The organism is Antrihabitans auranticaus, assembly GCF_016481275.1.
GTDB lineage: Bacteria > Actinomycetota > Actinomycetes > Mycobacteriales > Mycobacteriaceae > Antrihabitans.
The window spans coordinates 930,659-948,895 of sequence record NZ_JAEMNW010000002.1 but is presented as its reverse complement, the minus strand read 5'-3'; the positions used below and the strand labels follow the sequence as shown (position 1 = coordinate 948,895).

At 63.8% G+C, this 18,237-nt stretch carries 23 protein-coding genes; 7 read left to right on the top strand and 16 right to left on the bottom strand.

The window, feature by feature from the left end:
• Positions 1–50: 50 nt before the first annotated feature.
• Positions 51–674 carry a maleylpyruvate isomerase family mycothiol-dependent enzyme gene (locus JGU72_RS12490; RefSeq protein WP_199684207.1) on the bottom strand — a complete coding sequence of 208 codons (624 nt, stop codon included), beginning with the start codon at positions 672–674 and terminating at the stop codon, positions 51–53.
• A gap of 82 nt (positions 675–756) precedes the next feature.
• Entirely contained in the window at positions 757–1,980 is a 1,224-nt protein-coding gene (locus tag JGU72_RS12485) for an oxygenase MpaB family protein (protein WP_199684206.1), read from the bottom strand.
• A gap of 114 nt (positions 1,981–2,094) precedes the next feature.
• Here JGU72_RS12485 and JGU72_RS12480 point away from each other — a divergent pair, with 114 nt between their 5' ends.
• Positions 2,095–2,775, top strand: a complete 681-nt coding sequence (locus JGU72_RS12480) for a TetR/AcrR family transcriptional regulator (RefSeq protein ID WP_307828412.1) — start codon at positions 2,095–2,097, stop codon at positions 2,773–2,775.
• A 38-nt stretch (positions 2,776–2,813) separates the two neighbouring features.
• Here JGU72_RS12480 and JGU72_RS12475 read toward each other — a convergent pair whose 3' ends face one another.
• The 3 genes from JGU72_RS12475 to ppnP all read right to left on the bottom strand — a co-directional run bounded on the left by JGU72_RS12475 (position 2,814) and on the right by ppnP (position 4,275).
• Positions 2,814–3,269 (bottom strand): VOC family protein, encoded by a 456-nt coding sequence (locus tag JGU72_RS12475; protein WP_199684205.1) that lies wholly within the window; start codon positions 3,267–3,269, stop codon positions 2,814–2,816.
• Positions 3,270–3,308: 39 nt separating this feature from the next.
• Complete coding sequence (locus JGU72_RS12470) at positions 3,309–3,896, bottom strand: class I SAM-dependent methyltransferase (RefSeq protein WP_199684604.1); 588 nt, start codon at positions 3,894–3,896, stop codon at positions 3,309–3,311.
• A 67-nt stretch (positions 3,897–3,963) separates the two neighbouring features.
• Positions 3,964–4,275, bottom strand: a complete 312-nt coding sequence (ppnP, locus tag JGU72_RS12465) for a pyrimidine/purine nucleoside phosphorylase (protein ID WP_199684204.1) — start codon at positions 4,273–4,275, stop codon at positions 3,964–3,966.
• A 78-nt stretch (positions 4,276–4,353) separates the two neighbouring features.
• On the opposite strand from ppnP, the gene JGU72_RS12460 reads away from it, so the two are divergent.
• Together JGU72_RS12460 and JGU72_RS12455 are read left to right on the top strand one after the other, a co-directional pair.
• Positions 4,354–6,939 (top strand): ATP-binding protein, encoded by a 2,586-nt coding sequence (locus JGU72_RS12460; protein ID WP_199684203.1) that lies wholly within the window; start codon positions 4,354–4,356, stop codon positions 6,937–6,939.
• A 130-nt stretch (positions 6,940–7,069) separates the two neighbouring features.
• Positions 7,070–7,927 carry a class I SAM-dependent methyltransferase gene (locus JGU72_RS12455; RefSeq protein WP_199684202.1) on the top strand — a complete coding sequence of 286 codons (858 nt, stop codon included), beginning with the start codon at positions 7,070–7,072 and terminating at the stop codon, positions 7,925–7,927.
• Between the two features lie 6 nt (positions 7,928–7,933).
• Here JGU72_RS12455 and JGU72_RS12450 read toward each other — a convergent pair whose 3' ends face one another.
• From JGU72_RS12450 to JGU72_RS12435, 4 genes are all read right to left on the bottom strand, one after another.
• Positions 7,934–8,290, bottom strand: coding sequence for an HNH endonuclease (locus tag JGU72_RS12450; protein ID WP_307828411.1), 357 nt, complete (start codon positions 8,288–8,290; stop codon positions 7,934–7,936).
• A 35-nt stretch (positions 8,291–8,325) separates the two neighbouring features.
• Positions 8,326–8,865 carry a hypothetical protein gene (locus JGU72_RS12445; protein ID WP_199684201.1) on the bottom strand — a complete coding sequence of 180 codons (540 nt, stop codon included), beginning with the start codon at positions 8,863–8,865 and terminating at the stop codon, positions 8,326–8,328.
• Between the two features lie 115 nt (positions 8,866–8,980).
• Positions 8,981–9,427, bottom strand: a complete 447-nt coding sequence (locus JGU72_RS12440) for an Rv0361 family membrane protein (RefSeq protein ID WP_199684200.1) — start codon at positions 9,425–9,427, stop codon at positions 8,981–8,983.
• Positions 9,428–9,599: 172 nt separating this feature from the next.
• A complete protein-coding gene (locus tag JGU72_RS12435; protein WP_199684199.1) occupies positions 9,600–10,343 on the bottom strand; it encodes a DUF899 domain-containing protein in 744 nt (247 codons plus the stop codon).
• Positions 10,344–10,422: 79 nt separating this feature from the next.
• Between JGU72_RS12435 and JGU72_RS12430 the strand changes: the two genes are divergently transcribed.
• Positions 10,423–11,286 (top strand): class I SAM-dependent methyltransferase, encoded by an 864-nt coding sequence (locus JGU72_RS12430; RefSeq protein WP_307828410.1) that lies wholly within the window; start codon positions 10,423–10,425, stop codon positions 11,284–11,286.
• A gap of 13 nt (positions 11,287–11,299) precedes the next feature.
• Here the strand turns inward: JGU72_RS12430 and JGU72_RS12425 are convergent, their stop codons facing one another.
• From JGU72_RS12425 to JGU72_RS12405, 5 genes are all read right to left on the bottom strand, one after another.
• On the bottom strand, positions 11,300–11,740 hold the full coding sequence (locus JGU72_RS12425; RefSeq protein WP_199684198.1) for an SRPBCC family protein: 441 nt from the start codon (positions 11,738–11,740) through the stop codon (positions 11,300–11,302).
• A 134-nt stretch (positions 11,741–11,874) separates the two neighbouring features.
• Entirely contained in the window at positions 11,875–12,222 is a 348-nt protein-coding gene (locus tag JGU72_RS12420; protein ID WP_199684197.1) for an ArsR/SmtB family transcription factor, read from the bottom strand.
• Positions 12,219–12,683 (bottom strand): SRPBCC domain-containing protein, encoded by a 465-nt coding sequence (locus tag JGU72_RS12415; RefSeq protein WP_199684196.1) that lies wholly within the window; start codon positions 12,681–12,683, stop codon positions 12,219–12,221. The genes JGU72_RS12420 and JGU72_RS12415 overlap by 4 nt, the downstream gene beginning before the upstream one ends.
• Positions 12,684–12,779: 96 nt before the next feature.
• A complete protein-coding gene (locus JGU72_RS12410; RefSeq protein ID WP_199684195.1) occupies positions 12,780–13,139 on the bottom strand; it encodes a hypothetical protein in 360 nt (119 codons plus the stop codon).
• 112 nt (positions 13,140–13,251) lie between these two features.
• On the bottom strand, positions 13,252–14,187 hold the full coding sequence (locus JGU72_RS12405; protein ID WP_199684194.1) for a lysophospholipid acyltransferase family protein: 936 nt from the start codon (positions 14,185–14,187) through the stop codon (positions 13,252–13,254).
• A 111-nt stretch (positions 14,188–14,298) separates the two neighbouring features.
• Here JGU72_RS12405 and JGU72_RS12400 point away from each other — a divergent pair, with 111 nt between their 5' ends.
• Positions 14,299–14,577: an RGCVC family protein gene (locus tag JGU72_RS12400; protein WP_233531903.1), complete on the top strand. Its 279-nt coding sequence runs from the start codon at positions 14,299–14,301 to the stop codon at positions 14,575–14,577.
• A gap of 3 nt (positions 14,578–14,580) precedes the next feature.
• Here JGU72_RS12400 and JGU72_RS12395 read toward each other — a convergent pair whose 3' ends face one another.
• Positions 14,581–15,141 (bottom strand): dihydrofolate reductase family protein, encoded by a 561-nt coding sequence (locus JGU72_RS12395; protein ID WP_199684192.1) that lies wholly within the window; start codon positions 15,139–15,141, stop codon positions 14,581–14,583.
• Positions 15,142–15,415: 274 nt separating this feature from the next.
• Between JGU72_RS12395 and JGU72_RS12390 the strand changes: the two genes are divergently transcribed.
• The gene (locus JGU72_RS12390) at positions 15,416–16,051 is read left to right on the top strand and encodes a TetR/AcrR family transcriptional regulator (RefSeq protein WP_307828409.1); all 636 of its coding nucleotides are present in this window, start codon (positions 15,416–15,418) and stop codon (positions 16,049–16,051) included.
• A complete protein-coding gene (locus tag JGU72_RS12385) occupies positions 16,048–17,481 on the top strand; it encodes a WS/DGAT/MGAT family O-acyltransferase (protein ID WP_199684191.1) in 1,434 nt (477 codons plus the stop codon). Before JGU72_RS12390 ends, JGU72_RS12385 begins: the two co-directional genes overlap by 4 nt.
• Here JGU72_RS12385 and JGU72_RS12380 read toward each other — a convergent pair.
• On the bottom strand, positions 17,478–18,230 hold the full coding sequence (locus JGU72_RS12380; RefSeq protein ID WP_233531902.1) for an SDR family oxidoreductase: 753 nt from the start codon (positions 18,228–18,230) through the stop codon (positions 17,478–17,480). The genes JGU72_RS12385 and JGU72_RS12380 overlap by 4 nt on opposite strands.
• Between the last annotated feature and the right edge of the window lie 7 nt (positions 18,231–18,237).

Here is an 18,237-nt window from a genome sequence, read left to right as displayed (position 1 = left end):
CGTCGTCGACATGCCCGTACTGCGGAAAGCACGGCCCCACTCGACAATCCTCACCTCGCAGGAGCGAGTGCCTGCACCCCCGGACCCGCCAGCTCGGCCAAAGCGATCGACCGCCCGCTCACGGCCAGGAGGAGCGAGAGTGCGGTGCCCCTCACCTCCGGCCCGTCGCCGATCGACACGTCGGCATCCGTGGCGGTCAGTCGAATTCCTGCAACGAGTTCTTTGGCGCCGCCGAACGACGCCGAGGTGCGAACCTGCAGGCGTAACGCCCTCGTCACCGCGTCGAGCGGGTACGAGCGCGAGAGACCGAGGGGCCGACGAACATCCTCACCGTGGATGATCTCCTCGACGAGTCGGGTGTCGAGCGGGGCGGGCGGCGTCGACGTGCGCGACGCGACCTGGCGAAGCCGCATCAGCGTCTCCTGGGGCGAGGCACCACGCTCGCGAGCGACGCCGTCGGCGTTCTGCCGATCGAAGTCGAACCGTGCCCGCGCCAACCCCATCACGAAACCGAGACGCGTCGTGCGGGCCGTGTTTATCAAGTGCGCCACCACGTCGTGCACGGTCCAGTCCCCGCAGAGCGAAGGGGTGTCCCACTGTGCGTCGTCCAGGGTTTCGAGGTCGGCGATCAGTGCTGCACGTTCGGTGTGCACCATCGGCCACACGTCTGCCACGGCTTCTCCTTCGGTCTGTGCTCAGCATTCGCCATGTAAGACCGTGTTTGCGGTGCAAACTCATCGCTCGTGCCCAGATTGCTTACCGCGGACGGTTGGTCTGAGGTATTTCGATGCTGATCGGGCGCAACTCCGACATATACAGAAGGACGAATTGCCGCAGAATTTCGTCGAAGGTCCAGTACGCCTCCGGGGCCAGCGGCATCGGCAGGATCCCCTCGCGCACAGCGATATACGGGTCCCACGCTACGTCCAGCAACGGACTCCACACTGGTTCTCGCGGGATTTGCAGCCAGTCGGCGACCTGATCCCCGAGGGCAAATCGCGTGAGTGCGCCCAGGACAGGCCTGCTGAGCAGCGTGAGGTCGAGTCCCGCACCGAGGTCGAGCAGAATGTCGGCGAGTTTGATGCCTTCGGGCGTCGGCGCCAGGATGGGGTCGAGCACCTGAGCTGCCTGGGAATCGGCCTGCTGCCATGACGCCGGGATGTACTGATCCTCGATGCCGAGCATGTGGGCGCTCAGTTGCCAGGAGTGCAGAAACGCGTTCGACTCGTCAGCCGGGACCGGCACCTTCCACTGCTGCAACGTTCGCATGACCGTCGTCGGCAGGCTGTGCCAGGTGACCATCATGTCGTTCTGACTGATCGGAATGTCTTCTGGTGCAGCATCTACCCAGTGCGGCGACTGCGGCAGGAGGTGGCGCACCGCCGCATGGACCAGCCGGGTCTTGAGGCACGTCACGATCATTTCACCGTCGGGTTGGTACGCATTGCGAGTCCCGATGTCGTAACCGAGCTTCGCGGTCTTCGAAATGCGGGCCTTCATGTTCGCACCGCCCTTCGAGTAGTAGACCGCGCGCGCCTCCTTGGGGATGACTGTGCTCATCATTCCGCTGGCGAAGCCGTACAGCACACCCAGATAGGTCCCCCGCTTCTCGTTGAACCTGAAGGCAGTCGCGAGCTTTTGCTGATCGGTCCACGGCGGCAGCTGCCTCGCATGCTCCATGAAGTCGCGGAGGTCCGCCGGCAAACCATCCGGCAACGGCTGACCGTTCTTGGTCCACGTCCGCAATAGCTCGTTCACCCGCGGGACGTCGCCGCGGTCGAGCAGCGAGGCAACAAGCGGGTCCGCTTCGGCGTCCCACACAGTTCGGGGGTCGGCGCCGTCCCCCGAACCGAGCACCGAGCCCGCGGGCGACCAGGTCCACGGTGACCGAGCCGCTGCCGGTGTGGCCACTGCAAACGCTCCCAGCACCCCCAAGGCGCCCCCGGCCTTCAACACGTTTCGCCTATTGACGCTGTCCACGCCGCTGCTCCTGTCGTCGTTCGAACGGAATGATGCAATGAAACAGTTTGAGTTTCCCCGTATCATCAGTAGCATGGTGTGTCGGCCATCACAAGAGTTGTTCGGGAGTGTTTCGTGGAAAGTGCGCCAACCGTTCGCGCGGCTTCTTCGGGTGCAAAATCGCTGCTCGAACGTGCTTTCACCGACGCCGTCGAGGGGGCAGACGTCAGCGACCAGACCCGCACTCGCCTACTCGATGCCGCCTATGACCAGTTCTGCCGGATGGGAATTCAGCGCTCGTCGATGGAGGATGTGGCTCGTCGCGCCGACCTCTCCAGAATCACGGTCTACCGGCGGTTCGCAACCAAAGACCTGCTGGTCGAGCAAGTCGTCTTGCGGGAGTTCCGGCGGTACTTCGACGAGTTCCTCGTCGACATCTCGCACGCTCGGACTACCGCTGATCGCGTGGTTCTGGGCTTCGTGAGTTCGTTGCGGGCCATTCGCGGCAATCCGCTGATCGGCGGACTCTTGGCCGCCGAACCGAACCTCCTCGCAGGATCCATGATCGGCGACGACGGACGGATGCTTGCGACAGTGCGGCAATTTCTTGCAGTCCAACTCCGTCGTGAACAGAGCGCAGGCAACGTCTCGGTCGACCTCGACGTCGACCTCGTTGCAGAGATGATGGTGCGAATCTCCGCCTCGTTCTTGGCAATCCCCTGCCACATCGTCGATCTCGATGACGACGCGCAACTCGAGGCAATTGCGCGGCAGTTCCTCGTACCGATGCTGAAGCCGCCCGACTCCGCGGTGTGAGCCCGCGGAATGCGGATCAGGTCAACCCACCCGGCGTCTCAAGCAGCGCAAAACTCATTGCCCTCGGGATCTTGCATGACCCACCAGTGCCCGGCTGGGCCCTTGTCGAATTCGCGAACTTTCGTGGCACCGAGTCCCTCGAGGCGCGCGACCAGCTCTTCGAGTCCGCCCGCGGCCGCGTGGATGTCGATGTGCAGTCGGTTCTTCACCGTCTTCGGCTCGGGGACGTCTTGGAACAGCACACGCCGTCCCTGGCCCACGCCGCTGACCTCGTCGAATGGGTCGTCCGGGTGCCGTATGGCGGCATATCCGCGAAAAGTCTTGCGACCGCGATGTTCGAGCACCGCGGCAGCGGGGAGGTGCCCCGCAGCAACCAACTGGCCGACGAGCGTGCTCGGGTCCTCCACTGTGTAACCGAGCGCTGCCGCCCAGAAATCCGCGAGAACCGCTGCATCTTGCGTGTCGACGACCAGCTTCCAGCTCAAAGGAGTCATACACAAGTCATAGTCGACAGGTACGACAATCTTGCGGCGCTAGACGCGTTTGATCCTTGCCAGCCACCCTGGCGCGCCGTTCTCGTGGAATCTCGTATGGATTCGGTCCGGCGCGAGTGCTTCGACGTTCCAACCGGCACCTGCCGAGAACGAGGCACGCAACTCGTCCGCACTCACCGGATGTGGACCGGTATCGGGACCGGAGTCGCTGAAGCACAGCACGTACAGGATCCCGCCGCGAACTGTCACCGAGGCGAGGCCGGCCACGTACTCGAGGCGTTCATCGCCGTCGAAGGTGTGGAACAGCCCGGAGTCCAGCACCGTTTCGAACTCTCGCCGCAACTGTCCGAGAGCCAACGCATCGGCGACGGCGAACTCGGCGTCGAGTCCGCGGTCGATAGCGCTCTGCCGAGCTATCGCAATCGCCGTTTCGGCTACATCGACTCCGAGCACGGGTAGTCCGAGTGAGGCCACGTGCAACGCGTTTTCGCCGGTTCCGCAACCTGCGTCCAGAACAGCACCGGTAATTCCACCTTCAGCGGCAACGCGCACAATCGCGGGCTGCGGACCGACGTCCCAAGGTGCCGGACCGTCCTGGTAGGACGCATCCCAGGGCAGTCCCGTCATCTGTTCATGGCTCGTCGGGTGGCGCCCGCCGAACAGCTCTGGTTGGTCCGACACGCCGCGCTCCTTGTCAGCCGTAGTGGCAGACGTAGTCCAGTGTTTCGGTCACTTCGATGTCGAAGCTGGAATTGCCTGGCACATCGAAGGACTGACCCGCCGAGTACTCGAGCCATTCCTCGGATCCGGTGTGGCGCACTTTGCAGCGGCCCGCGTTGATTTCCATGATCTCTGGCGCGGCCGTATTGAACAGCAGCGTCGACGGAAAGATTACCCCTACCGATTTCCGTGTACCGTCGGGAAACTCGATCGAATGGCTGACGCATTTGCCGTCGAAATAGATATTGGCTTGCTTGGTCACGGAAACGTTGTTGAACTGAGTCACGGCACGACCCTATCCTCGGCCGATCGCCCTTCGGTTATGTACTGGTCGACCGAACAGCTGGCCGGTAGCATCCCCACCGTGATACTCACCGAGCGTGAGCACGAACTCGGCGAGCTCGAGACGCGGGCAGCCAAGGCCCGCACCGGCCATGGCGGCGCGGTGCTGGTGTGTGGCGAATCCGGTAGTGGCAAAACATCGTTCGTCGAAACGTTCATCGAGCGATCACTCGATGGCGAGCGCGTGCTCTGGGGGGCTGCAGATCCTCTGTCGACACCGAGACCGCTCGGCCCGCTCCACGACCTCGCAGACAATTTCAGTGGATCGACTCAGGCTCTCTTACGCAATGGCGACCAGCCCTTCGAGATTTTCGCAGCGGTCTTCGACGAACTGCGGACGGAGCCGACGCTGCTCGTTCTGGATGATCTGCACTGGGCCGATCAAGGCACAATCGACCTTTTCCGCTTCCTGCTGCGCCGCGCGCCGCAGACCCATTTGCTGATGATCGGTATCGCCCGCGACGACGAGGTGGGCGTGACGCACCCCTTGCGAGGCCTGCTCGGTGACGTTGCCAGGTCGTCCCACGCGCAGTCCCTCGCTGTCCCTCCGCTGAGTCTGGACGCCGTGACCTCGATGGTTGGCAACCGCGCTGTCGACCCGGCGTGGCTTCACCGGGTAACGGGCGGCAACGCATTCTTCGTATGCGAGATGCTCGACCACCGCACGAGCGACCTCCCGACCACCGTGCGCGATGCAATTCTTGCCCGTACGGCCGGTCTGGACGGGCGTGCGTGGGACCTACTGAACTTGCTCACCTGTGCACCGGGCTCGATCGCGGATCACCTACTCACCGACCTCGGCGTTTCGCTGCCCGCCCTGCGAGCGCTCGACGACGCGAAGCTCATCAAGCGTGACGCTCGTGGGGTGGCATTTCGCCACGACCTCTGTCGCCTGGCGGTCACGAGCGTCATCCCGCCGGGCGCCGAGCCGGCTCTGCACCGGCGGTTCATCGACGCGCATCACGCGGCGTCGCATCCCGATCCGGCGATCATCACCCATCACGCGCTCGGCGCGGGAGACCGCCGATTGATCACCACCGCCGCGGCAGCCGCCGGTCGGGCGGCGACGCGTTCGGGAGCGCACACCCAGGCAGCCGAGTTCTTTCGAATCGCGTTGGCGCAGGGTGGCTTACCCGCGACAACGGAAGCAGAACTCCTGGAACTCCTCGCCGCCGAGTACTACCTCACCGACCGCCTCGACGACGCAATCGACGCGTGCCGACGCGCCAAACTCCTCCGGGAGGCGATGAGTGCAGACGTTGCCCTGAGCGCCGACTACCACGCGTTGGCTGTGTACGAGTGGTACAACGCCAACCGCGCCCTGGCTGACGATCTTGTCACTGCTGCGATATCCGTCCTCGATCACCGCAGCGAATCAGCGGAACCTCCGACGTTGACACAGTTGGGTCACGCCTTTGCGTTTCAGGCGTTCCTCGCCGTCCAGTCCACGCAACTGGATACGGCGCGCCAGTTGCTCCTGCGCGCCCGCGAAATTGGCCGCAAGGCAAACGATCCGATGCTTCTGGTGCGAGTCGACCTCATCGAAGGGTTTTGCGACGTGCTCGCCGGGCGGCAGATCGCTCGTGCCGACCTGCTCGAGATCCTCAGTGCCGGGCCGCGTCACATCGATGAGATCTACTCGAGCGGCTACACCAACCTGAGCTATTTCGACGTCGAGCAGCGCCGCCTCGGGCTTGCGACCGAACTGCTCGACTTCTGCATCCCGCTGATGGTCGAGCACGATTTGCCGGTGTGCCATGTCGTTCAACTGGGTTCGCGTAGCCGCCTCAAGATGCTCACCGGCGACTGGGAGGGTGCGCTTGCCGACTCCGACTCGGTGTTGGGCAAACCCAGCGCCCCCCTCGCGCGCACGTGGCCGCTGCTGATCCGGGCGGTGGTCTCACTGCGTCGCAACGGGGACGACCTCGGCGCACTCGACGAAGCGTGGCGGCTCGCGAACCGCTTCGGCGAGCCGGTGCGGACCCTTCCGGTGGCGTCGGCGATCGTCGAGAAGTCGTGGCTGACCGGTGTGCCGGACGATCGTCTCGAGCGATGTCGCTCGCTGCTGCGCGAGGCGCCGATCGTTGGGCTCGAATGGGCACGCGGCGAGCTGGCTATGTGGCTGCACCGACTCGGTGGCGCAGTCGACACGGAATCGTTGGCGGCGCCGTATCGACTGCTTGTCGACGGACACCACATGGCCGCAGCGCAGGCCTTCGACGAGTTGTCGACGCCGTACGACGCCGCGCTGGCGATGGTCGACTCGGGCGACTCGACACAGACCCGGCGCGCACTCGACATCCTCGATCGGCTCGGCGCGGACGCCGTCGCGGCAAAGGTGCGATACGACTTGCGCTCGCAAGGTACGAGGGTCGTACCCGCGCCTCGACGGGCGACGACACTTGCCAATCCGGCGGGGCTTACGACGCGCCAGATCGAAGTCCTTCGGCTTCTCGAAGACGGTCTCACGAACGCCGAATTGGCTGAGCGTCTTTACCTTTCGGTAAAGACGGTCGATCATCACGTGTCTGCAATCCTGACGAAGCTACAAGTCACAGGACGCCGCGACGCAGTGCGCCGGGCCAGAGAGGCCGGCATCCTGAGCTGAGTCGAACCACCTGCTCGGCGGCCGTACACCGCAAAATAGGGATGTTTTCCCGATGCCCGACCTGCGCGGCGTGACCGATCGTTGTCTGGTCAGGATGCGTTCGAGAACGCAATGAACAGGGAGCCTTTCGATGAGCATTGTCAACGATCACAGGTCGCCGGCGGACCGCGAGGCCGACCGTCAACTCAAGGCCAAGCACCGGGCGCTATGGGCTTCGGGCGATTATCCCGCTGTTGCTGCGGAACTGATTCCGGCGCTCGGACCCGAATTGGTGCAGGCATGCGGAGTCCGCCGGGGAGATCGGGTACTGGACGTCGGTGCCGGATCCGGCAACGCGGCCATTCCCGCGGCTGCGGCCGGCGCCATCGTCACTGCGAGCGACCTCACACCGGAACTGCTGACTGCGGGACAGAAAATCGCCGCTCGGCGCGGGGTCGCACTCGAGTGGCTGGAAGCCGACGCTGAGGCTTTGCCGTTCGCGGACAACTGTTTTGACGTGGTTATGTCGTGCGTCGGTGCAATGTTCGCACCACATCATCAGGCAACGGCCGATGAACTCGTTCGAGTAGTTCGTCCCGGCGGGACGATCGGCATGATCAACTGGACCCCCGAAGGTTTTATCGGGAACCTGCTGTCGACGCTGAAGCCGTACGCACCGCCGCCGCCGGTCGGTGCCAGTCCCCCACCTCTCTGGGGCAATGAGGCACACGTCCGGGAGCTGTTCGGCGACAACGTAACCGGACTGCGGATGGAGCGCCAGAAGGTGTTGATCGATCATTGCGTGAGCCCGGAGGAGTTCCGCGAGTACTGGAAGCGCAACTACGGTCCGACGATCTCGGTGTACGGGTTCAACAAGGACCAACCCGAGCGCGTTGCCCAGCTCGATCGCGACTTTCTGGCCATGCTCACCCGCTGGAACGCGTCCACCGAATCCGGCCGGACAGCGTACGAGGCGGAGTACTTGCTCGTCACCGCAATCAAGAGGTAGCCGCTGCTACGCCGAGGGAAACTGCGCCGCGAGTTCGGCCCGGACCTCGATGTGCCGGATCAGGAAAGCACGCTCGTCGAGTCGCTTTCGGCGTAGCCAACCGGTGACCTCGTCGTTGCACTTACTGGCGTTGCACGGTCCGCAGGCAGGCGCGATGTTGCCGAGCGTGTAGCGACCGCCGCGGGAGATCGCCAGGACGCAATCGCGTTGCAGCGGGCGGTCGGTCGCACCGCAGTACGCGCAACCGCCCCACAGACCCTTCAGCGCGGCCCATTGCGCATCGCTCAGATCGTGTTCGACGCGATCCATCCGGCGTTTGCGTCTGCGGGCGGCGGTGGCCCTGCGGCTCCGATTGACCGGCACGCCTGCAGCTTAAGCGACAACGTCTCCGTTTCCGCTCAGCTGTGAACGCGTCCGCCGAGTTTCAACAGTTCGACGCGGCGCCGTAACCGGAGTGCGTACCAGTAATTCCAGAAGAAGAGTGCCGACATACCGCCGAACAACACGGTTTGCGCCGTGTGATCCGGTGCTTGCACGGCATACGACAATGCCAACGCGAGTTCGAGAACGGCCAGTGCGAGTATCACCGTCGGCCGCGTACGGCTTGCCCGCCACGTTGCCATCGCCAACGCCGGCACGCGGATGGCGTCGTCCGTCGGTATCGGTCCCCGCCACGCAGCGCGGCTGACAGTCCGAAAGTCGTTGTCCGACAATGGGCCGACGACTGCGGCGAGCGAGGCCCATTGCCGCGCGGACAGGGGCCCCATGATTGCACCGAAGATCAGCCCACTCACGATGGCGACAACAAAGACGGCCATCGGTTCCGACGAGTCGCCCGGGCCGATGATCGGCCAGAGCACGGCCATCACGGCGGCGAAGTAGAACCCGTGCAATACCGACAGGGTCCACCACGGCGCCCTACGTAAGTAAGCATTCATAGAAGAAGTCTCTTGGCAGGCGGGCGCCGCAACTACTCCCCCTTGGGCTGATTCTGGCTCACCTGCGCGTGAACCTCGCGACTTGACGCATACCGATAACGGAATGCGAACGCCTCTACTCCATGGGCATCATGCCGCTCTCGGGCTCGCAAAGCTTCCACTTGCCGTCCTCGCGAATGAACTTCGTAGAATCCGATGGGTCATCGCTCGACGCGTCCGGGCTGGAGACCGTCACCAGTAGGTCACCCTGAGCGGTTTCGCCGTCGACTTGGATGTTCGTGATCTCGAACGTGACCTTTCCAGCGAATGCCTTTGCGAAGAGTAGTTGTTGCTCGACCGTCTCCACCGTCTCCTGCTTTGCCTGTTCGGCACACACCTGCGCTAGGTAGTCCTCCGCGTCCGCGGAGTTGAACGCAGTTTCGAAAGCCTCGACGGTCGCCTTGATCTGGTCTTCCGCAGAAGCGCCCGAACTCGCATCTGCGGAATTCGAACAGGCGGCTAGGAACATCGTTGCGACGGCGGCCGCCGCAATTCCGCAGGCACTGGCAGAGCTGATTTTCATGGGATGTCCTGAATGGGCTCGAAGTGAGTTGAACGAGATGTCGAAAACCTCGCCCAATCAGATTCGCAACCGCGCGACCGTCAAACCACCCCCCACAGGGGTGGGGACTTCTCCCCTTGACGTCATCGGCAAAGTCGGGGATAAGCGAGCCGCCTGGGCCTGAGGGATCGGATCACTGGTACTCGTCGTGCCTGCGCAGCCAGTGCATGGCGGGCCCGTCGCTGCGCCGAGGCTGTAGTTCCCAGTCTTCCTGGCGCCCGCGGGCTGTGAGGTCGAGCCAGTGATAGGTGCCCATCAGGACCTCGGTAGCACGCCCGTAGGCCGAGTAGGTGTGGAAGATTCGCTCGTCGTGACGGAGGAACGCACTCACGCCGTGCTCCTCGCCCGACCAGCCTTTCCACGCCGCATCGAGCCGTTCGAGCTCGTCGGCGTCCTTGTAGTTGTATTCGACTGGTGTGACCGCTGCGTCGAGGGTGACGTGGAAGTCGTAGTTGAAGTCGCTGCCCCGCGACGAGTACCACGGGAACGTCCACCCCAGCCGCTCCCGGTAGCGCTCGAGCTTCTCGAGCGGCGCCCGCGACACCGCTGCCAGGGAAGTGTCTCTTGCGTGCAGGTGACTCAGATGTCCCACGTTCTCCATCGTGAACGTGCAAGCCTCGCAACCTTGCTCGGCGTCGGGCTCGAACATGAAGTGGTACACCAAAAGCTGGCCCCGGTCCTCGAACAGGTCCAAGAGCGTTGCGCGGCCTGCGGGACCCTCGAACGTGTAGTCCTTGTCTATCTCGACCATCGGCAGCGCCCGTCGCGCGGCGTTGACCTTGTCGCGCTGGCGTGTGAGTTCCTTCTCCGCTGTCAGGAGGTCACGCCGAGCGGCGAGCCATTGCTCGCGAGTGGCGATCTCCGGATCGGTGAACATCGTCTTCTCCTTGCCTCTACTGTTGCCGAAACAGCAACAGAACTTGTCGTTTTGCTGCGCGTACCCGCATTGTCGAGCTGTGAACCACAGCCACAGCCACAGCCACACGCATGACCACGTCGACTTCGACTGGGCGGCGATGGCCGACCTCCTCGAACTGGAGGGCGAAGCGCATCTCCCCTACGTTCGAGGAGCGCTGGCCAGATTCGAGGGCCAGACCCCGGGCCGCATCCTCGATGTCGGGAGCGGACCCGGGGTTGCGGCGTGCGAAATGGCACAACGCTTTCCCGCATCAGAGGTGGTCGCGGTCGACGGATCACCCGAATTGCTCGCACGCGCCGAAAAGCGTGCGGCGCGGCTCGGCGTGCAGTTGACGACGAGGGTGGCGGAGTTCCCCGCCGACCTCCCCGATTTGCCTGACGCAGACCTTGTGTGGTCGGCGCAGGTCATCCATCACGTCGGTGATCAACTCGGCGCTCTCACCCAGCTGGCCGGACGGCTGCGGCCCGGCGGCGTTCTGGCAATTGCCGAGGGCGGGTTGGCACCGCGATTCCTGCCGCGGGATGTCGGATTCGGACGCCCGGGGCTCCTCTTTCGATTGGACGCCGCCGTCACCGATCGTTTCAACCACATGCGCGACGAGCTGCCGGAATCGGTTGCCGTTGCCGAAGATTGGCCGGCTATGTTGCGCGATGCGGGTCTCGCCGACGCGCACAGTCAGAGCTTCCTGGTGGACCGTCCGGCTCCGCTCGGCGCCGAACCGCGTCGCTGGCTGCGGGATTCGCTCGAGCGGCAGCGTCAAGTCCTGGCGGACTACCTGGCCGCCGACGACCTCGCGACGTTGGACCGACTGCTGGACCCGGCGGACCCAGCAGGAATCGACAACCGTGCAGACGTGTTTCTGTTGGTTGCCAAAACGGTCCATTTCGCTCGCCGTCCCTAGTCGCCCGGCGACGTCAGTTGAAGTTGTCGATCTTGACGTCGCGCGGGGCGGGCTGGCCTTTGCCGTCCTCTACCAAGGACTTCAGGCTCAACAGAAAGACTGCCCACTTCGTGCTGCAGTGGTGCATGAACTCGACCGGTTCCCTCCAGCCTTCGTGCTTGAAGTTCACCATCGCGTAGTCGCCCTCCTGCCGCAGGTCGAAGCTCACCTTGGTCCCGATCCATTCCTCGGGGCCGTCGACGACCTGCCACAGCACGCGTTCGGCCGGCTCGAGAGTCTGGATCTCCATGTCGAAACCGCCCAATTCGAAGCGGAATTCGAGTACGCCGCCGACATTCGTGTCGCCGCTCGTGTCGTCGGTCCACCAGCCCGACAGACCGTCGATCGTGGTCAGCGCTGTGTAGACCTCGTCGACGGACGCTTCGATGCCAACTCGGTGCAGGATATCTACCATTGTCTTGCCTCTTCCTGTATTGGGTGCAAATCGGAAACTTCTGTGCCAGCGTGAAATTCAAGGTTGCGGGCAGCGTTGTGCGCGGCGGGACGCATAGGGCGTCCCGCCTTCTGTAGTAATGCTGGGTCAGGCTTCTACGTCGGTTTGTTGTCTTTGGCTCGCGCAATCGCTTCGGCAAGCCGCTTGATGCGTTGCAACCTGGCATCCCAGGTGGCACCGACTGCGGCAAGTTGCGCTACCGCGCGCGCTAGTTGCGCGTCGTCCACTTGGTATCGCATCTCCCTTCCCGAGGGAGTGACGTGTACCAATCCGACCCGGTCGAGGACGCCCAGATGCTTTGCGACGGCTTGCCTCGTCACGGGCAGTTGCTCGCTCAGAGTGGTCGCCGTTCCGCCACCGTCTGTCAGCAGCAAGTCGAGCATTCGCCGTCTGGTCGGGTCCCCGATCGCCGACCAGAGGTCGTCGTCGATGGCAGCAGTCACTTCGTCGACACCAAACGCTCGACGTATTCGCCGAGGCGCGGAATGTAGGTGTTCCAGCCCTGGACATGTTCGTTGTACTGCTCTTCGAGAACGGCTATTTCCCAGCCCTTTTCGCGGAAGCCCGTCTCGGTCATCCGGATCGTGGTGCCCCCGCCCGAGGCGACGAGTTCGAAGGTCACGAGCAACGAGTTGCCTGCCTTCGCGGCGTCGTCTTCCGGATAGATCCAGCGAAAGGAGAACAGCGTGTGCGGTTTCGCTTCTACCACGGTGATCGGCACGATCTGCGCTTCGGCTGTCGCCCTGTTGCCCCAGGAGATTTCGCCGACCGAACCGGGAATCGGCTCGAAATCCGCCTCGTCCGGCCACCACTCCCGCATGTGCTCGGGGCTGCTCACGACGTCGAAAACGATCTCGGGTGACGCGTCGACATAGATCTCGCGGTAGATGCTTCCGTACTCCATGGTGTCCCCTTCATCTGCAACGTTTGGTTGCATATGACGGTAACCGATGAGATAGCGATGCGCAACCATTTGTTGCGCATCGCTGTGAAGGATCGTTCAGGCGCGGTCGGCGGGATCGGGGCGCGGTGTGTGCGCGAGCAGATTCTTCCGAATGTCCTCGACGGTTGCGTTGGCAGCGCCGCGATCCCGGTTGGTAGGCACCAGCGCATCGTCGCGCCGCCTCTGGTGCTCGCGGAGGTACTGCTCGACTTCGGCAAGCCGGGTCGCGAGATCGACGTCGCGGACTCGTAGCGCCGCTCGCTGCGCGTCCTGCACCGCTGCGACTTTCGCATCGACGTCTTCGCGGTGGGCGTCCTGCTCGGGGTCGAGCAGGTCCAAGGTGCGCCCGGCGAATTGCTCGACGCCATGAGCGGCCGTTCTGGCGATTCGCGAGAGGAACGAGCGATTCGGTGGCAAAGCATCCCCATTTCCCAGCGCGTCGATCGACGCGGTGCGCCAAACTTCGGGTTCAAGATATCGAACGACGAGACTTGCGGCGCAGTGAGTGTTCCGGGATGCCGCTGAGCTATCAGCCGAAGAGCGGCAGGGCGCGTTTGCGTGCGAGCGCGTCCATCCCCTCCTGAATCCGCGATTCCACTTCCCGGTACTTCTGATCGACGTATGTCTCGTCGTCGGCAAGGTCCGGGTTGGATTCGATCTCCACCGGCGGCATGAACCGCGTGCGGATCTTCGCGGGCAACGGAAGCTGTGGCAAAGCGGCAGGCGCGATCCCCCACGGCAGCGATATGGCCAGTGGGAATACCTTCAGTCGGAAGATCTTGTCCAAGCGCAACATTCGGGACAATCGGTCGCCACGAATGAGGACCGGCATTGCATCGGCACCGCCGACGGTGGCGATCGGAACGATCGGAACACCGCAGCGAATTGCCATCTTCACGAAGCCCTTTCGACCCGCCAGGGTCGCGCGATCGCGCTCGCTCCATGGCCGCAGGGAATCGACCTCGCCACCCGGCCACACCGCGACGTCGCGGCCCTCGGCGAGGGCGGTAGCGATGGAGTCGGGCGCGGCAGGAAGGACACCCATGGAGCGGAAGTATTTACCGATGCCGGGAATTGCCATCAACGCGTCGTGCGCAGTGCCGTGCAGTGGGCGGTCCTGACCGTAGCGGCGCCACCACTGCACGCCGACGGTCCATGCATCCCAAACGAAAGGCGCACCCGAATGGATCCCGACGAGCAGCACCGGCTGCTTCGGAATGTTCTCCCACCCGTCCATCTCCATCCGGAACCAGTAATCGATGAGGGCGTTCCAGAAGAACTTCTGACGTTGCATCGCCTTCTCGTCCGGTCCGTCGAGCGACCATTCGCCGGCGCGCTGAGTGACCCACCCGCCAAGACCCGACGACTGGTGCTCCCGCCGCTCGGTCATCTTTTCGCGCGCCGACTCAGCGTGCTCGAGCGCTTGATTGCGAACTGCGTTCGGTCTGGTGTCGTTGGAACTCATATGTGAAGCGGTACCCATTCACTCCCGGAACTAGTCGCGGCATACCTGTGCCGTTCACGTGCGCGTAGTGTCGACAGAGTCGAGGGTTCTTCGAATATGCGCTGCCAAGCCATGTCATCCTCGGCGCCCGATCGGCCTGAATTGCAGGTCGAGAACTGGAGCGCCGACATGCCGGACCAACCGAGTGTTGCCGATTCCCCTGCTGTCGCGGACTCGTCCGCGTCGTGTCCAGCCTGCGCACATGAGCTCGATGCCCACGATGCGCTGGGTATTCGCTTCTGTACGGCCACAGCCGCCAAGCATCTGGAACGGACCTGCATCTGCCCTGTGCATCACGAAACGCACCAGTACTACACGCGCACGGGCATGGCTCCGCGGCCGACGACCTGACACTCAGGGCCGCTTCGGCGCGTAGTGCAGGACGGTGATTCCGCATTCGGTGGCCGTCGCGTTCACGCGCTGCAGCGGTGCGTAGGCGCCGGCTGGAAACACGGGCATGCCTGCGCCGATCGCGGTGGGGTTGACGAATAGGTGGAGCTCGTCGAGTAGGCCGTTCGCAATGAGGTCCGCGACGAAGGTGCCGCCGCCGTATGCAATCAGGTCGCCGCCCGGTCGCGACTTCAGCTCGGTGATCGTCTCGACTAGATCGCCACCTGCGACGACGGCGTTCTGCCACGGCGACTCGGTAAGGGTGTTCGACACCACCACCTTGGGCGTGTTGTTCATCCAGTCGATCGAAGCTTGGTCCTCGCCTTCAGGCTGGGACTCCCATGCGGGAATGAATCCCTCGGCCAACTTGCGGCCCAGCACGATGCAGTCGACGGATTTGCTGATGCCTTCGGCGTACGCGCTGAGATCGTCGGACCATGGAAACGTCATCCAGTCCATCTCGCCGTTCGGGCCTGCCATATAGCCGTCGACGGTGGTCTGGACCTGGAGTTTGAATGTGCGCACGGGGTTCCTTTCGACTGTCCTGAAGGACTTGCTCTCTTGTGTCTTCAGCTTGCCGACACCTGCTTACGTTTTCTTTACGGTCTTCCGACCGTGACTCGTAATCCTGTCCACAACGGCGTCGAGCGCGTACTGGGCCGCCACTCCGCTCCGGCCCCGAGGCCGACCCTTCTTCGTGAAACGAAACGTACAGACTGCGCAATCCGTTCGTAAGCGTGCCCCCGGTCAAAAAAATAAGCTCTTGCTTATTTCCTAAGCAATTGCTTATTATTGTGCTGTGACCGCGACCGCACCCATCGTCAGCAGCTCCAAGGCCGCTGCGCGAATCAGGGCTGCGGCGATCGAGGCATTCGCCGAAAACGGTTACGGCGGAACGACGACCCGTGACATCGCCGCCCGGCTCGGGCTGAGCGCGGCCGCGATGTATCCGCACTACAGATCGAAGGAAGAGCTGCTCTTCGTCATCGCATACGAGGGTCATCAGTTGACCCTCGAGTGGCTGCGGGACGTCGACGACCCATCCGAATCACCCGCCGATCGGCTGCGTGCCGTCGTCGGCGAACTCGCCCGCATTCACGCAACTCATCACGCGCGTTCACGCGTCGTCGAGTATGAGTTGACGGGACTTTCACCCGAACATCTGCGCAAGGTTGCACGTCTGCGCAGGGACGTCATCCGCGTGGTGCGGACGATCGTCGACGCCGGTATCGCGGACGGATCGTTCACGGTTCCGGACGCAGAAGGCGTCACCCTCGCGATCCTCTCGCTCTGTGTCGATATCTGCCGATGGTTTCCCGGCGGCAGCTACAAGAAGCCCGAATCGGTCGCAAAGCTATACCCCGAGTTGGCAATTCGTCTCGTCGGCGCGACGAACCAGCACATCGATCCACACCCATCCAGAGGACTGTCATGAAACAACTTTCCGGGCTCGACGCCGCCTTCCTGACGCTCGAGACCCACAACTCGACCGGTCACGTGGGTGGTGTCTGCATCCTCGATCCGAGCACAGCAGCACAACCGCTCGATCTCGCGACGCTCACCAACCTGATGAACGACCGTGCGCCGCTCATTCCGCTGCTACGCCAGCGGCTGCGCTATGTTCCACTCGGTCTTGATCAGCCGTATTGGGTGGACGACGAGAACTTCGACATCGAGTTTCACGTTCGCGAAATCTCGCTGCCCGCACCAGGTTCCGATGCCCAGCTCACAGAACAGGTCAGCAGGCTGCACGCGCGGCCGCTCGACCGCAGCCGCCCACTCTGGGAGGCGTACCTGATCTCCGGACTGGCCGGCGGCAGACTCGCGGTCTACACGAAGATGCACCACGCGGCGATCGACGGCGTATCGGGTGCCGAACTCATGACGGTGCTGCTCGACCTCACCCCCGAGGGCAAAAAGCTGCCGCCCGCACCGGATTTCACTCCGGACGCACCGCCGAGCGCAGCCGCGATGCTCACCCGCGCTGCGACGTCGATCGCTTCGCGGCCTGCCAGTGCCGTCCGAATCGCGTCGTCGCTCGGCCGCTCGCTCCCCCTCATCGGCAGCTACGTCAAGCCCTACGTCGGCGCTGTGCTCGGTCGCAAGCACCGTGACGGCGACGTCATCGCGACGGCACCGGGCCTCGCTCCCCGCACGCCTTTCAACGCCGAGGTGACCTTGCATCGCCGCTTCGCGATCGGCAGCGTGTCCCTGGCCGACGTCAAGACGGTCAAGAACGCCTTCGGAATGTCGGTCAACGACGTCGTGATGGCGATGTCCGCCGGTGCCGTTCGCCACTGGCTCATCGATCACGACGCCCTGCCCGAAACCCCCTTGGTCGCTATGATTCCCGTGTCGGTCCGCGACGAAGCCAGCAAATCCAAACTCGGCAACAAGGTTTCGGCAATGCTCGCCGCACTGCCGACCGACCTCGATGACCCCGTCGACCGTCTCACCCGTGTGCACCAGGCAACCAAGGTTGCCAAGGCGCAGCAAGCGGCCATCCCGGAGGGGCTGGTCGAGAACGTCACCGACTTCGCACCGCCTGCACTCGTCGCGCGTGCGGCACGGGTGGCTTTCGCCATGGGCCTGCCGCATCGGATTCCGCCCTACAACCTCGTCATCTCCAACGTCCCCGGACCGAACGTCGACGTGTACCTCGCCGGCGCGAGAATGGTTGCCAACTATCCGGTTTCGGTCGTCGTAGACGGTCAGGGCTTCAACATCACGGTCAACAGCTACGGCGGCGAACTGCACTTCGGCCTGATCGCCTGCCGTGAGTTGATGCCGGATATCGACGTAGTCGCGCGCTACCTCGTCGAGGAGCTCGAGACCCTGCTCAAATTGGCGCAGGAAGTCGACTAGACACGGGTCCGCTCGGCCAGCCACTCGTCGAACGTCTGGACGCCCTGCACGAACTCGTGCTTCGGTAGCAGGGCTCCCCCGACCATTGCTTTCCCAGCCTCGCCGGGCATCCGCACCGGCAACACCAGACGGCGCGATCCACGCGCGCGAAGGAGTCGCCGCGCGAGGTCCGGTTGGAATTCAGGCTTGGGACCGGCTATTTCGGTCGCCATTGCGGAGCCGGAGTCGTCCAGGCGCGCGACGAGCGCCGCTGCCACCTCGCGCACGGCGATCGGTTGGCTCAGCATCTTCGGTACCACCGCGACCGGTCCGGGAACGAAACCCAGGACCTGGTCGGTGAATTCGTGGAACTGCGCGGCGCGCAGGATCGTCCAGGGAACCGACCCGTTGCGGAGAACGTCTTCCTGGACCCGCTTTCCTTCGTAATAGCCGCTGTCGACGTCATCGATCCCGATGATCGACAGTGACACGATGCGCCGTACCTTCGCACGTTCGGCTCCGCTCAGCAGGGTTCGTCCGACCGTGCCGAAGAAATCGACTGCCGTGGAACGCTTCTGGGTGGCGATGTTGGTGACGTCGACGATCGCATCCGCAGCCGCGAGCGCAGCGTCGAGCCCGGAACCGTCGGTCAGGTCCACGCCCGCGGCTCGGGACAGGACGACGGGTTCGTGCCCCGCCCGCTCGAGTTCTGCCACAACGTGGCGGCCCGTCAATCCGGTTCCGCCGGCAACCGCAACTCTCATAGTCATGCCAATT